The 13,775-nt window shown below is 65.3% G+C and carries 13 protein-coding genes and 1 pseudogene; 5 read left to right on the plus strand and 9 right to left on the minus strand.

Annotated elements, in window-relative coordinates; all coding sequences use genetic code 11:
* The 8 genes and pseudogenes from HCZ97_RS10440 to mazG form a co-directional block, all read right to left on the minus strand.
* A pseudogene (locus HCZ97_RS10440) lies at nt 1-288 on the minus strand (EamA family transporter); the annotation flags it as partial.
* A gap of 99 nt (nt 289-387) precedes the next feature.
* Nucleotides 388-912 carry a DUF1697 domain-containing protein gene (locus HCZ97_RS10445; RefSeq protein WP_167688662.1) on the minus strand — a complete coding sequence of 175 codons (525 nt, stop codon included), beginning with the start codon at nt 910-912 and terminating at the stop codon, nt 388-390.
* 1 nt (nt 913) lies between these two features.
* Nucleotides 914-2,188 (minus strand): sodium:proton antiporter, encoded by a 1,275-nt coding sequence (locus HCZ97_RS10450; protein WP_167688663.1) that lies wholly within the window; start codon nt 2,186-2,188, stop codon nt 914-916.
* Nucleotides 2,189-2,245: 57 nt separating this feature from the next.
* Nucleotides 2,246-2,956, minus strand: coding sequence for an endonuclease/exonuclease/phosphatase family protein (locus HCZ97_RS10455; protein ID WP_167688664.1), 711 nt, complete (start codon nt 2,954-2,956; stop codon nt 2,246-2,248).
* A gap of 88 nt (nt 2,957-3,044) precedes the next feature.
* Nucleotides 3,045-4,496 carry a YdiU family protein gene (locus HCZ97_RS10460; RefSeq protein WP_167688665.1) on the minus strand — a complete coding sequence of 484 codons (1,452 nt, stop codon included), beginning with the start codon at nt 4,494-4,496 and terminating at the stop codon, nt 3,045-3,047.
* A 95-nt stretch (nt 4,497-4,591) separates the two neighbouring features.
* Entirely contained in the window at nt 4,592-5,533 is a 942-nt protein-coding gene (locus HCZ97_RS10465) for a nucleoside hydrolase (RefSeq protein WP_167688666.1), read from the minus strand.
* A gap of 151 nt (nt 5,534-5,684) precedes the next feature.
* Nucleotides 5,685-6,698 (minus strand): Fe(3+) ABC transporter substrate-binding protein, encoded by a 1,014-nt coding sequence (locus tag HCZ97_RS10470; protein WP_167688667.1) that lies wholly within the window; start codon nt 6,696-6,698, stop codon nt 5,685-5,687.
* Between the two features lie 169 nt (nt 6,699-6,867).
* Nucleotides 6,868-7,689 carry a nucleoside triphosphate pyrophosphohydrolase gene (gene mazG / locus HCZ97_RS10475; protein ID WP_175581703.1) on the minus strand — a complete coding sequence of 274 codons (822 nt, stop codon included), beginning with the start codon at nt 7,687-7,689 and terminating at the stop codon, nt 6,868-6,870.
* 432 nt (nt 7,690-8,121) lie between these two features.
* Between mazG and HCZ97_RS10480 the strand changes: the two genes are divergently transcribed.
* Nucleotides 8,122-9,297: a M20 aminoacylase family protein gene (locus HCZ97_RS10480; protein ID WP_167688669.1), complete on the plus strand. Its 1,176-nt coding sequence runs from the start codon at nt 8,122-8,124 to the stop codon at nt 9,295-9,297.
* A 1-nt stretch (nt 9,298) separates the two neighbouring features.
* Complete coding sequence (gene speB, locus HCZ97_RS10485) at nt 9,299-10,264, plus strand: agmatinase (RefSeq protein WP_167688670.1); 966 nt, start codon at nt 9,299-9,301, stop codon at nt 10,262-10,264.
* A 153-nt stretch (nt 10,265-10,417) separates the two neighbouring features.
* Here the strand turns inward: speB and HCZ97_RS10490 are convergent, their stop codons facing one another.
* On the minus strand, nt 10,418-10,630 hold the full coding sequence (locus HCZ97_RS10490; protein ID WP_368484358.1) for a hypothetical protein: 213 nt from the start codon (nt 10,628-10,630) through the stop codon (nt 10,418-10,420).
* Between the two features lie 128 nt (nt 10,631-10,758).
* On the opposite strand from HCZ97_RS10490, the gene prfA reads away from it, so the two are divergent.
* From prfA to HCZ97_RS10505, 3 genes are all read left to right on the plus strand, one after another.
* The gene (gene prfA, locus HCZ97_RS10495; RefSeq protein ID WP_167688671.1) at nt 10,759-11,808 is read left to right on the plus strand and encodes a peptide chain release factor 1; all 1,050 of its coding nucleotides are present in this window, start codon (nt 10,759-10,761) and stop codon (nt 11,806-11,808) included.
* The gene (prmC, locus tag HCZ97_RS10500) at nt 11,805-12,683 is read left to right on the plus strand and encodes a peptide chain release factor N(5)-glutamine methyltransferase (protein WP_167688672.1); all 879 of its coding nucleotides are present in this window, start codon (nt 11,805-11,807) and stop codon (nt 12,681-12,683) included. The genes prfA and prmC overlap by 4 nt, the downstream gene beginning before the upstream one ends.
* 223 nt (nt 12,684-12,906) lie before the next feature.
* Complete coding sequence (locus tag HCZ97_RS10505; protein ID WP_167688673.1) at nt 12,907-13,761, plus strand: DUF4167 domain-containing protein; 855 nt, start codon at nt 12,907-12,909, stop codon at nt 13,759-13,761.
* Nucleotides 13,762-13,775 lie beyond the last annotated feature (14 nt).

The raw sequence follows: 13,775 nt of genomic DNA on the forward strand, positions 1-13,775 counted from the left end.
CAGCGGGATAAGCGTCACGGCGTAGAACCAAAGGTTCTGGCCGGTGAAATGGGCCAGGTTCCGCGCCAGGTGCAGGCCCATCCGGTCAAAGGTCACCTGCTGCCAGCTGCGGCGAAGGGTCAGGACGCAGATCATGATGGCAAGGCCGGTCAGGCTGCGCCAGGTCATGATCTCGAAGGTGTCGAACTGTGCGCCCAGGCTGCGGCCTGCCAGCGACATGGTCAGGAAAGACACGACAGCCCCGCTCATCCAGATGACCGCACGGATGATGTCTGAACGATGGGTCATTCTCTGCCTCTCCTCACAGGCGCCCCCTCCCGGAGCACTGTCTTGTCTCGCAGCTTGCCAGAAGTGGCAAGCGTCCACCCGGCCTTGCAGCTTGCGGGGTCAGGCCAGTTCCTGGATCTTGCGCAGGGAATTGAGGTTGCGCGCGGTGGCGGAACAGCCAAGCGCGGGCTCGATCCGGCCGTTCAGCTTTGACCGGCCGATGCCGTTGGGCGCGTGCAGGAACAGGCAGGTCCCGACCAGCTCCAAGTGCTCTTCATTGGTGCAGTACGTCGCCAGGGCTTCCGGCGCTTTCGGATCCGGCGCCCGGTCGCAGAAATGCACCAGCACGGTCTTCGGATCGGCCTCAGGCGCAAAGGGCACGGCCTGGAGGGCCCCGGCCAGATCCGCGGGTGTCAGGGCAATGGCGCCGGGGCGGAAACCGAAGTGCCGCTCGATCAGGGCAGCGGTCCAGTCGGCAACCTCTTCCCGGGTCTCCAGCGGATGATCCATCACGATATTGCCGCTCTGGATGTAGGTGGCGACATTGCCGGCGCCGCCTTGCGCCAGGCTTTCGCGCAGCTCGGCCATCGCCAGCTTGCCCGAGCCGCCAACGTTGACCGCGCGCAGCAGGACGATCCAGCGCATGTCAGTAGCCCTCCGGGTCCACGGGCTGCGGGTCTGCCACCCGGCGTGACAGCGGCGCGATGGTCAGCCCCTGCACGAGGATGGAGAAGATCACCACGCAATAGGTCACCGTTAGGATCAGCGGCTTCCATTCGCTGTCGGGCAGGGACAGGGCCAGCGCGACAGAGATCCCGCCCTTCAGCCCGCCCCAGGTCATGATCGGTATGGTGCCTTTGACGTAGCTGCGTACAGGCGACAGGGCGAGGACGGGCAGGGTGACGGCAATGAGCCTTGCGCCCAGCGACAGCAGGATCGCCAGAATGGCCGGAAGGATGAAATCATTGTTCAGCTGCACGGCGAAGACCTCGAACCCGATCAGCAGGAAAAGCACGGCGTTCAGGATCTCGTCGATCAGGTGCCAGAAGGCCTCCACGTATTTTTGCGTGGTTTCGGACATGCCATGGCGTGTGCCGATATCGCCGATCAGCAGGCCCGCACAGACCGCCATGATCGGCGCAGAGACATGCAGCGCCACGCATAGCTCATAGCCACCGAAGGCCAGCGCCAGGGTGATCAGAACCTCAAGCGAGGGATCGTCGATCCGGCGCATGATCTGGAAGACGATGAAGCCCAGCACCAGCCCCAGGGCCGCGCCGCCCCCCGCTTCCTGCAGGAACAACCGGCCGGCCTCCAGGTAGGTGTTCCCGGCCTCTGCGCCATGCCCGCCGGACGCGGCGGGATAGGCGATGCCCACCAGCACCAGGAAGACCACGTAGCCCACGCCGTCGTTGAACAGGCTTTCCCCCGCGATCTTGGTTTCCAGCCGCTTGTCCAGGTTCGCGGCCCGCAGCACGCCCAGCACCGCAACAGGATCCGTGGGCGCGATCACGGCGCCAAAGATCAGCGCCAGCAGGATCGGCATCCCGGTGACATAGGAAAAACCCAGGCCCACCAGCAGGGTGGACAGCGCCACGCCCACGGTCGCCATGATCAACACGACGGCCCATTCCTCTTTCAGGTCGGACACTTTCACGTGCAGCGCCCCGGCAAAGAGCAGCAGCCCCAGCATGCCTTCCATGAGCGCTTCGGAGAAATCGATCCCGGTAACGACGTGGCGCACCTGGTCGGCCAGGCCCAGGTCCGGCACAAGCTGGTCCACGCCCAACATGGTGATGGAGCTCAGAAGCGCGACCAGGAGGATCCCGATGGAGCTTGGCAGCTTGAGGACGAAATAGTTGATCGTGCCGAAGCTGGCGGCCAGCACGATAAGAAGCGATGCAATCTGGAGAAGGTTCATGGAAACAACCGACGGGAAAGGGATTTCCCTGCCAGTACCATGGTGGCCTGCGGGTTGCTATCGTCCAGCGCCCATCTGGCGTTGCAGATCCACCAGCACCGGCAGGTGATCCGAGGCGATGCGCGCCGGCTGGGCGCGATGCGGGCGGATCGGCCCGGCGCTGAGATCCTTGGTAATGGCGAACCGATCAAGCGAGGCAACCGGCCGGATCGCTGGGTAGCTGGGCGGAGAGGGCAGCAGGCGCACCGGATGCAGCTCTGCCCGCAGATCCTTGCCGGATCCCCATTCGTTGAAATCTCCGGCCACCACCGTCGGGCAAGGGGGCAGGCGTTCCATCCAGCGGCGCAGGGCAGCGCATTGCTGGCGGCGCGACCGAGCCACAAGGCCCAGGTGCACACCGACGACGCGCAGCCGCCCGATGGCGGTCTCCAGATCGGCACGGATGGCCCCACGCGGTTCGATCCCCGGCAGGTCGATATGCGACGTCTCTATGATGTCGGTGCCGGGCCGCATCAGCATCGCGTTGCCATGCCAGCCGATGGAGCCGCCGGGCACGCCGAAGGGCAGGATCTCCCAGCCCTCGGCCTCGATCATGTCATGGGGCAGGGCCGTGGGGCGCGGCGGCAGGCGCTTGTCTGCCTCCTGCAGGACAACAAGGTCCGCCCCCGTGTCCTGCATCACCTCAAGGCTGCGGCGCGGGTTGCGGCGCAGGTCCAGGCCGACGCATTTCTGCAGGTTGTAACTGACGATCCGGAAAGATGTGCTCATGTCCCTGATGATGCACGGCTTTGCCCGCCTGACCAGAGCAAAGCGGCGCACAGGTGCGTGACCGCGACCCCGCGCCGCAGAGAACCGCTCAGGTGCCGCAGAAGGTGGCCTGCACTTCCTCCTCCGGTCGCGGCGGTTTGGCATAGGCCGCATCCGCCTCTGCCAGGGTGAAGGGGGTCTGGAGAACCCGGAAAAGATCCTCGAATGGTGCCATGTCGCCCGCGGTGGCGGCTGCCAGCACCTCTTCGACGCGATGGTTGCGCGGAATGACCGCCGGGTTGGTCGCCCGCATCAGCGCCTGGGGGTCGCCCTCGCGCTCAAGACGGGCCTGCCATTTGCGCTCCCAGTCCCGGAAGGGGGCCGGGTCGCTGAATTCGCCGGCGGCGGTGCCATCGGCGAGCCCGCGGAAGGTATTGGTGAAATCCGCCTCCTGGTTGGTCATCAGCGCCAGCAGTTCTTCGATCAGGGCGCGATCCGCCTCGCTCGGCTCGGACAGGCCGATCTTGGCGCCGAAGCGGTTCAGCCAGGCGGCCTGGATCAACCCGGGCATGGCATTCACGGCCTCTGTATAGGCGGCGATACCGGCCTCGGTATCCGTTTCGAGCAGCAGCAGGGAAGAGGCCAGCTGCGCCATATTCCAGGGAATAATATTGGCTTGGTTTTCGTAGGCATAGCGCCCCTGCCGGTCGATCGAGGAATAGACTGTGGCCGGGTGGTAGCCATCCATGAAGGCGCAGGGGCCATAGTCGATGGTCTCACCGGAAATCGTGGTATTGTCGGTATTCATCACCCCGTGGATGAAGCCGATGGACATCCACTGCGCTACCAGGTCCGCCTGCCGCGCGATCACGCCCTTCAGGAAGTCGAGCGGCGTCGCGGCGCCGGGATCGTGGCGCGCGATGGCGAACTCCAGCAGCATCTGCATCCGCGTCCGGTCCTGCCGTGCGGCGAAATATTCAAAGGAGCCGACCCGCAGGTGAGACGAGGCAACCCGCGTCAGCACCGCACCGGGCAGGCCGACTTCGCGTTGCACGCGGTCGCCGGTGGCCACGGCGGCAAGGGCGCGGGTGGTGGGCACGCCAAGCGCCTGCATCGCCTCTGCCACGAGGTACTCGCGCAAGACGGGCCCGATGGCGGCCAGCCCGTCGCCGTTGCGGGAAAAGACGGTTCTGCCGGAGCCCTTTAGCTGAAGGTCCATCCGGTGACCGTCACGCCCCATGACCTCTCCGATCAGCAGCGCGCGGCCGTCCCCCAACTGGGGCGAGAAGCCCCCGAACTGGTGCCCGGCATAGGCCTGTGCCAGGGGCTCTGCGCCCTCTGGCAGGTGATTGCCGGAAAAGGCCTGGGCCAGCGCCGCGCGGTCCTCAAGTCCGGTGATGCCAAGGGCCTCTGCCAATGGCGCGTTGAAGGCCAGCAGGCGCGGCGCCGTGGCAGGCCTGGGATCGCTGCGGGCATAGAAACCCTGCGGCAGGGCGGCATAGCTGTTGTCGAAGGGGATCGACGGGCCTTCGGGGCTTTGGGAAGCAAGGGTCTGGTCCATGACACAGATCTAGGGGCGCCGGGGCGATTTTGCCAGCCCGCAGCCCCGATCGGATGAGGGGCACCGCTCAGATCCCCCTCATCCCGCCAGGCAGATCAGGGCAACCGGGCCAGGCGTTCATTCAGCAGGTCGAAGAACCCGTCCGCATCCACGTCCCCCATGAACGTCGCATTGGGCGCGCGGTCAGAGACGCGCCACCAATCGGCGACGGTCATGCCAAGCGTCAGCTCTGACGCGACCTCGATCTCCACGTTGATTTGGCGGCCCGTGAACAGCTCCGGCTTCAGCAGGTAGGCCGTCACGCAGGGATCATGCAGCGGCCCCCCGTCAGAGCCGTATTTCTCCATGTCGAAACGCTCGAAGAAATCGGTCATCTCGGCCACGACCGGCCCGCAGGTATTGCCCAGATCGCGGAAGGCATTGGCGCGGGCCTTGGTCACCAGCACCTTGTGCGTCACGTCCAGCGGCATGACCACGATGGGCACGCCAGAGGCAAAGACCACAGCCGCCGCCTGGGGATCGACGTAGATGTTGAACTCTGCCGCCGGGGTAATGTTGCCCACCTCGAAGTAGGCGCCGCCCATCAGGACGATCTCCTGAACTTTTTCAACGACATCGGGCGCCATCTGGAAGGCCATGGCGATATTGGTCAGCGGCCCCAGCACGCAAAGCGTCACCGCGCCGGCCTCTTCGGCGCGCAGCGTCTCGATGATGAAATCCACGGCATGCTTGTCCTGCAGCGGCATGGTCGGCTCCGGCAGGACAGGACCGTCCAGGCCGGTCTGGCCATGGACATGTTCGGCCGTCACCAGCGGGCGCACCATCGGGCGATCACAGCCTGCAAAGACCTTCATGTCGGACCGCCCGGCCAGCTCGCAGACCATCCGCGCATTTCGCTGGGTCAGGTGCAGTGGCACGTTCCCGGCCACGGCGGTCACTCCCAGAACCTCGATCTCTTCCGGGCTTGCCAGCGCCAGCAGGATGGCCACGGCGTCGTCCTGGCCGGGGTCCGTGTCGATGATGATCTTGCGTACCATGTTCGTTCCTTCGAAATTCCGCCGCGACCCTGCCGCGCGCCCGGGGCCTTGTCCATGCCCCGAACGTGAAAAGCGCGGAGGAAATCCCCCGCGCCAGTCGTCTTGCCGAAATTATGCCGGGGCAGGCCCCGGTGCCGTGGGGAAATGCCCCTCAGCCATCGAAGTCCACTTCCTCGACCAGGCGCAGCGCGTCCGGGCGCAGGGCGGCCAATTCTGCCAGGTCAACCGGGTCGACGGTGAAGTCGCCCCAGCCCGCCACCAGCGGCGCAGGCTCCGCACCCGGTGCGACGGGGTATTCATAGTTTACCTCGGCATATATCTCCTGCGCTTCAGGAGAGACCATGAACTCCATGAACTTGATGGCATTTTCCCTGTTCGGGGCGGCCTTCGTCATGGCGATGCCAGAGACGTTCACATGGGCGCCACCTTCCTCGAAGACCGGGAAGACGGGGTTCACGCTGTCGGCCCATTCCTTCTGTTCGGGATCCGCCAGCATCTTGCCCAGGTAGTAGGTGTTGCCGATGGACAGGTCGCATTCGCTCGCCCAGATCGCGCGCACCTGGGCGCGGTCGTTGCCCTGCGGCTTGCGCGCCAGGTTGTTCTTCAGACCGGTCAGCCAGGTCTTGGTCGCTTCCTCGCCGTGGTGATGCAGGTAGGCCGCGGTAAGCGCCACGTTATAGGGGTGCGTACCAGAGCGCATGCAGATCCGGCCTTCCCATTTCGGGTCCGCAAGGTCTTCGTAGGTGGTGACCTCTTCCGGGCCCACGCGCTCCTTGGAGGCATAGACGATCCGCGCGCGCGTCGTCAGGGCCCACCAATGGCCTTCCGGGTCACGCAGGTTGGCGGGCACCGACTCCTCCAGCACGGCGTCGTCGACCGCCTGGGTGACGCCCGCATCCACGATGGCCGACAGCCGCGCGATATCCACCGTCAGAACCAAGTCCGCCGGAGAGCGCATACCCTCGGCTTTCAGGCGTTCCACCATGCCCTGTTCCAGGAAGGCGACGTTCACGTCGATCCCGGTCGCTTCCGTGAAGGCCTCGACCAGCGGAGCGACAAGCTCGGGCTGGCGATAGGAATAAAGGTTCACTTCCTCGGCCTGGGCGGTGCTGGCCAGGATGGGGCTTGCGGCGACGAGCAGGGCGGTTGCGTGGATTTTCGTCATCTGGATCCTCCTGATTTTGAGCGGCAGTCAAAAACGCTTCTGCCGTCAGGGTCAAGCCTGATAGATACAGTCAGGAATGCGGACCAGGGAAGCTGACGATTTGGTCAGGTCAGCTGTGCGGAGTATCAGCCTGAAAAGCTTGGCGAAATCCTGACAATTTCTGCCGGATTTAAGCTGAACTTTTTTCGCGCCGCTTCGCCGCGTCCCAGAGCGCATCCATTTCTTCCAGGGTACTCTCTTGCGGATGGCGCCCCTCTGCTTTCAAGGCGTCCTCCACGGCGTTGAAACGGCGGGAGAATTTGTCATTGGCAGCTCGCAGCGCCTCTTCCGGATCGACCTTCAGGTGACGCCCGAGGTTGGCCATCACGAACAGCAGATCGCCGTATTCTTCGGCCACTTCCTTTTGGGTGAGCGTATCGCGCGCCTCGATCAGCTCGGCGGATTCCTCTGCGATCTTGTCGACAACCATGCCGATCTCCGGCCAGTCAAAGCCGACCCGCGCGGCGCGCTTCTGCAGCTTCACCGCCCGCATCAGCGCCGGCAGCCCAAGCGCCACACCGTCCAGAACCCGGTTTTCGGACTTTGCCGCCCGTTCGGCGGCCTTGATCGTCTCCCAATCCGCGGTCTGCTGTTCAGGGCTCTTGTCGCGGCTTTCATCGCCGAAGATATGCGGATGCCGGTCGATCATCTTCTGCGCCACGGTGCCCGCGACGGACTGAAAATCGAAATGCCCGGCCTCTCCGGCCATCTGGGCGTGAAACACCACCTGGAACAGCAGGTCGCCCAGCTCGCCCTCCAGCTCGCCCCAGGCTTCCCGCTTGATCGCATCGTCGACCTCGTAGGCTTCCTCAATCGTATGCGGTGCGATGGAGGCGAAATCCTGCTCGATATCCCAGGGGCAGCCGCTCTGCGGATCGCGCAGCCGGCGCATGATTTCCAGAAGGCGGCCCATCTGGGCCTCGGGGCGGGTGTCATCAAGCAGGTCACTCATGTGCAAGCGCTAGCAACGCTGGGAGCGGGCGGCAACGAAAAAGCCCCTTGAGTTGCTCGCCATCGGTGTGCTTCGGGAACTTTTGCGGCGTTCTCGCTGCGCCGGCTTCCATCGTGGATAGGCTCAGCGCGCGAACTTGCAGATACCTTTCCGTTAAGAGAACGACATAAGTATCTGAATATAGGTCGTTTCGAGTCTCCCGGGGCGTGATCTAACCAATCGGATCTCTCGCAGCCTGTGACCACGCAAGGCACCACATCAGTCAGATCAGGTCCACAGCCCGTCCAGTGCTCACGTCTCAGTTCCCCGCCTGCAAAAAGGACCGGTTTCCGCAGCGGCTGCCCACGCGCGATCCCTTGCAACCTCGCGGGCTTCTCAGCAAAGTGCGCTGACCCCCGGGATCCGGACCCGATGCTCAGCAAGGAAATGACGATGCCTGTCATCAATCGAATAGCCGCCTTCGAAGCGGACATGACCGGCTGGCGCCGCCACCTGCACGCCCACCCGGAACTGGGCTTCGAATGCCACAAGACCGCCAACTTCATTGCCGACCGCCTGCGCAATTTCGGCGTGGACGAGATCCACGAGGGCATCGCCACCAGCGGGATCGTCGCACTGATCCGCGGCCGCGCCCCGGGGCCGACGATCGGCCTGCGCGCGGACATGGACGCGCTGCCGATGCAGGAACGCAGCGGGGTCGATCATGCCTCGCGCGCGGTGGGGCGCATGCATGCCTGCGGGCATGACGGCCATTCCACCATGCTGCTGGGCGCGGCCCGCTACCTATCGGAAACGCGTAACTTTTCCGGCAGCGTGGCGCTGATCTTCCAGCCGGCAGAGGAAGACGGCGGCGGTGGCGGGCGCATGGTTGAAGAGGGCATCATGGACCGCTTCGACATCACCCAGGTCTATGCGCTGCACAACGCGCCGGGCCTGCCAGAGGGCACCTTCCGCACCGTGCCCGGCCCCCTGATGGCCGCCGTCGATACGCTGCATGTCCACATCCGCGGGGTCGGCGGCCACGCGGCCACGCCCCATGTTACCCGCGATCCCATCCCGGCGGTGATCGGCATCGTCTCCGCGATCCAGACCATCGGCACGCGCAATGCCGATCCTCTGGATGACCTGGTGATCTCCGTCACCCAGATCCACACCGGCAGCGCGGAAAACGTCGTGCCCGAGACCGCCTATATCAACGGCACCGTGCGCACCTTCGACCCCGCCGTTCAGGACCTTGTGGAAGAGCGCCTGCGCGCCATCGTCGCCGGCCAGGCCGCCGCCTACGGGGTCGAGGCAGAGCTGATCTATGAACGCTGGTACCCGGCCACGGTGAACAACCCCGAAAAGGCCGCCTTCGCCGCAGACGTCGCCCGCACGATCTCGGGAGAGGTCCTCTGGGACGATGGCAAGGAAATGGGGGCCGAGGATTTCTCCTTCATGCTGAACGCCCGCCCCGGGGCCTTCCTGTTCCTGGGCCAGGGCGCAACCGCGCCGGTCCATCACCCCGAATATGATTTCAACGACAGTATCGCCCCGGTCGGCGCCTCCTTCTTTGCCCGACTGGTCGAAACCGCACAGCCCCTGAAGACCGGGCAAGAGGAGAGCTGACATGGCATTGGAAGACGCGAAAACCCAGGTGGATCAGGCCTTTACCCGGGACGATGTAAAAGGCGCCAGCTTCGAGAACGCCTTCGGTGGCGCCACCAGCTTCCTGCGGCGACGCTATACCAAGGACCTGTCCGGGATCGACGTGGCCGTGACCGGCATTCCCTTCGACCAGGCGGTCACCAACCGCACCGGCACCCGCCTGGGCCCGCGCGCGATCAGAGAGGCCTCGACCCTGCAGCCCTATGATCCGCCCTATGGCTGGGGCTTCGATCCGCTGGGCGAATTCGCCGTGGCCGATTACGGCGACCTGGCCTTCGACTATGCCAAGGTCTCCGACTTCCCCGAAACCCTGACACAGCACATCCGCAGCATCCTCGACCAAGGCGCGGCGTCCATCGCGCTTGGCGGGGATCATTATATTTCCTTCCCGATTATAAAGGCTTACGCCGAAAAGTTCGGGCCGATGTCGCTGATCCACTTCGATGCGCACAGCGATACTTGGGTCGATGACGACATGGAGCGGATCGACCACGGGACGATGTTCTACAAGGCGATCAAGCTGGGGCTGATCGACCCCAAGACCTCCGTTCAGGTGGGCATCCGCACGGTGAACCTCGACGGCGACATGGGGATGAACATCATCGACGCGCCAGAGGTGCATGAGACCGGCAATGCCGCCGTGGCCGCGAAGATCCGCCAGATCGTCGGTGACCGCCCGGCCTACCTCAGCTTCGATATCGACTGCCTCGACCCGGCCTATGCGCCCGGCACCGGAACGCCTGTCTGGGGCGGTCTGACCTCTGCCCAGGCCGCGGCTATCCTGCGCGGCATTGCCGGCGTGAACCTCCAGGGCGGCGACATCGTGGAGGTCTCTCCACCCTTCGATACTACCGGCGCCACCGCCGTGGCCGGGGCCCATGTGGCGATGGAGATCCTCTGCCTCTGGGCCTGGACGCGCCGGGGCTAGGCAGCCCGCGTCCCGAGCACGGCGTGCACCCGCCCAACCCGCGACGCGCTCTGGGGCGGGCGCATGCCCCACGACAGGGACCCTCTTCATCTGGCCGAAAATACTTCGGGGGTGAGGGCCGCAGGCCCGAGGGGGCTGGCCCCCTCCACCCGCTCACATCCCGACGCAGGTCCCCTCCACCTCGCGCCACATCGGCACGTTCAGCGACATCTGGCATTGTGCGGCGAACTGCCGGCCGCCCACATCCAGGCAGCGGATCTCACCCATTTCCACCCGTGCGCCGTCACGATCCGTGCAGTAGCACTCGACCCCGGGCAGATGCGGGTAAAGCGGGCCGGACTGGTTGGCCTGGACCTCGACCGGCACGGCGCCGTCTTGCGCGCGGCTCGCGCCAGGCAGGATCAGGAACAGGATGGCAAGGCATTTCAGGTCCATGGCCCAGCCTATCATGGCGGCGGCCTTGACCAAAGCCTTCTGATGAGAGACAGGAACGCATGATCTCAGAAGACCGGCTTGCCCGCATCACGGGCCGATACGAATACCTCGAGGCCGCGATGGCCGAGGCCAGCGGCGATTACGCTGCCCTGGCGCGCGAATATGCCGAACTCAAACCCGTGGTAGAGGTCGTGCGCGACTGGCAGGCCCTCCAGGGGGACCTGGCAGAGGCCGAGGCGATGCTCGAGGATCCCGAAATGGCGGCCCTGGCAGAGGAAGAGCTGCCGCAGCTGCGCGCCCGCCTGCCGAAGCTGGAGCACGCCCTGCAACTGGCGCTGCTGCCGCGCGATGCCGCCGATGCGCGCCCCGCCATGATAGAGATCCGCCCCGGAACGGGGGGCGACGAGGCCGCGCTTTTCGCCGGCGACCTGCTGCGCATGTACCAGCGCTACGCCGAAGCACGCGGCTGGAAGCTGGAGATCGTCGAACAGCAGCTGACCGAGCTTGGCGGCATCAAGGAAGTCACCGCGGCGGTGAAGGGCGACAACGTCTTCGCCCGGCTCAAGTACGAAAGCGGCGTGCATCGGGTCCAGCGGGTGCCCAGCACGGAAAGCGGCGGGCGGATCCACACCTCTGCCGCCACCGTGGCCGTGCTGCCGGAGGCAGAAGATGTGGATATCCGCATTGATCCAAATGACCTGCGCATCGACACCATGCGGGCCTCGGGCGCGGGCGGGCAGCACGTGAACACCACCGACAGCGCCGTGCGGATCACCCATATTCCCACCGGGATCGTCGTGACCTCGTCAGAGAAATCCCAGCACCAGAACCGCGCCATCGCCATGCAGGTGCTGCGCAACCGGCTGTTCGACCTGGAGCGCCAGCGCGCAGACAGCGCGCGCGCGGCGGACCGCAAGGCGCAGGTCGGCTCGGGCGATCGCAGCGAACGGATCCGCACCTACAACTTCCCCCAGGGCCGCATGACCGATCACCGCATCACCCTGACGCTCTACAAGCTGGACCAGGTGATGCAGGGCGACCTGGACGAGATCATCGACGCGCTGACCGCCGATCACCAGGCGGCCCTCCTGGCGGAGGCCGAGGGATGAGCACGCCGGAGACGGGCTTTGCCCGGATGTCGGACGCCGGCCGCCAGCTGGAAGATGCCGGGATCGACAACGGGCGGGGCGATGCCAAGGCCCTGATCGCCTATGCCTTCGGGGATCGTGTCCCGCGCTACGCCCTGATGGGCGTCCTGAAGGATCCGCTGCCAGAGGATGTCGCCGCGCGTTTCGAAGCCGCCATCGCCGCCCGCCTGACCCGCCAGCCCGTCAGCCAGATCATCGGCCGGCGCGCCTTCTGGCGGCATGATTTCATCGTCACGCCGGATGTGCTCGACCCACGGCCGGACACAGAGACCCTTGTCGCGCAGGCGCTGGAAGAACCCTTCACGCGGCTGTTGGACCTTGGCACCGGCTCCGGGGCCATCGCGATTTCCCTGCTGGCCGAGCGTCCGCAGGCAAAGGGCCTGGCCAGCGACCTTTCCGCCCCGGCGCTTGAGGTTGCCCGCCGCAATGCGGCCGCCACCGGCGTCCTGGAACGGCTAGAGCTTTGCCAGTCCAACTGGTTCTGCGCCATTGACGGGCAGTTCGACCTGATCGTCTCCAACCCGCCCTATATCAGCGCCAGCGAGATGGACGCGCTCAGCCCCGAGGTCCGCGATTGGGAGCCGCAGATGGCCCTGACCCCCGGTGGGGACGGGCTCTCTGCATACCGAGAGATCGCCGCCGGCGCCGCCGATCACCTGACCCCCGGTGGCTGGCTCATGGTAGAGATCGGCTGGCAGCAGGGACCCGCCGTCAGCGAAATATTCCGCCAGCATGGGCTTGAAGATGTCTCCATCCGTCACGACCTTGATGGAAGGGACCGGGTGGTCCGTGGCCGCAAGGCGCGGATCGGCGCGAAAACAGGGCAATCTGGTTAAAACTGTCAGATATCCCTTGTCATTCGCCTGGTGACATGTTTATTCGAGGTATCCGGGACGCGGATGCTCGATATACAGCGCTCCCCCCGGATACCAAGCCAGACAGGAGCCGACCCCTCGCTCAAGGCGAAAAGACCCGCTCTAGGCGATTACGCACAAGGCGCAATGAGGCGCCGCTGGGGTACGACGGCAATCATGCTAACAAGGCTGGACAGCAGACCTTATGAGATCTTCGAAATCACGTTCGCGGAACAAGTCCCGCAACCGGTCCGTCGGTAACATCATCAACCGCGTCTTCGATTCGTCGGGGCCGGAGGGCAAGGTGCGCGGCACGCCGCAGCAGATCATCGACAAGTACAACCAGCTCGCTCGCGATGCGCAGCTTTCCGGGGACCGCGTGGCCACGGAGAACTTCCAGCAGCATGCGGAGCACTACCTGCGCCTCCTGGGCGAAGCCCAGCGGGAACAGGACCGTCACCGCGAGCAGCAGGAACAGGAAAACCGCCAGCGTCAGGCCGAACGGGACCGGGAGCGCGCCGCGCGCCAGGACAACAACGGCGGCAATGGCAACGATGGCCAGGGCGATCAATCCCGCAACCAGAACAATGGCAACGGCGGTAACGGCGGCCAGAACAATGGCAGCTCGAACAACGGCCATCAGAATAACGGCAACGGTGGTAACGGCGGTGGCAACAACGGCCAGAACCAGCCCGCGCAGGCCGCATCGGGCCACAAGTCCGATGACAAGCCCGCGGATGGCTCCGGCGATCAGCCGCGCAAACCCCGCGCGCGCCGCAATGCCGAAGGCTCCGGCGATGACGCCATGGCCCCCAAGCCCAAGCGCCAGTCGCGCGCCAAGCAGGCCCCGACCGATGATGTGATCGACACGACCTCGGGCGAAGAGGACTCCATGCTGGTGGATACGCCGGAAAGCAAATCCGCCGACCAGCAAGAGGCCAAGCCGAAGCCCGCGCCGCGCAAACGCGCGCCCCGCAAGAAAGAGCCCGCAGCCGCCAAGGATGACGCCTCTGGCGAGGCCCCTTCCGGCGATGGCGCGCCCCAGACCGCTGCGGAATAAGATTCCGGCCTGAA

This window comes from Pseudooceanicola sp. HF7 (genome assembly GCF_011806405.1).
Lineage (GTDB): Bacteria > Pseudomonadota > Alphaproteobacteria > Rhodobacterales > Rhodobacteraceae > Pseudooceanicola.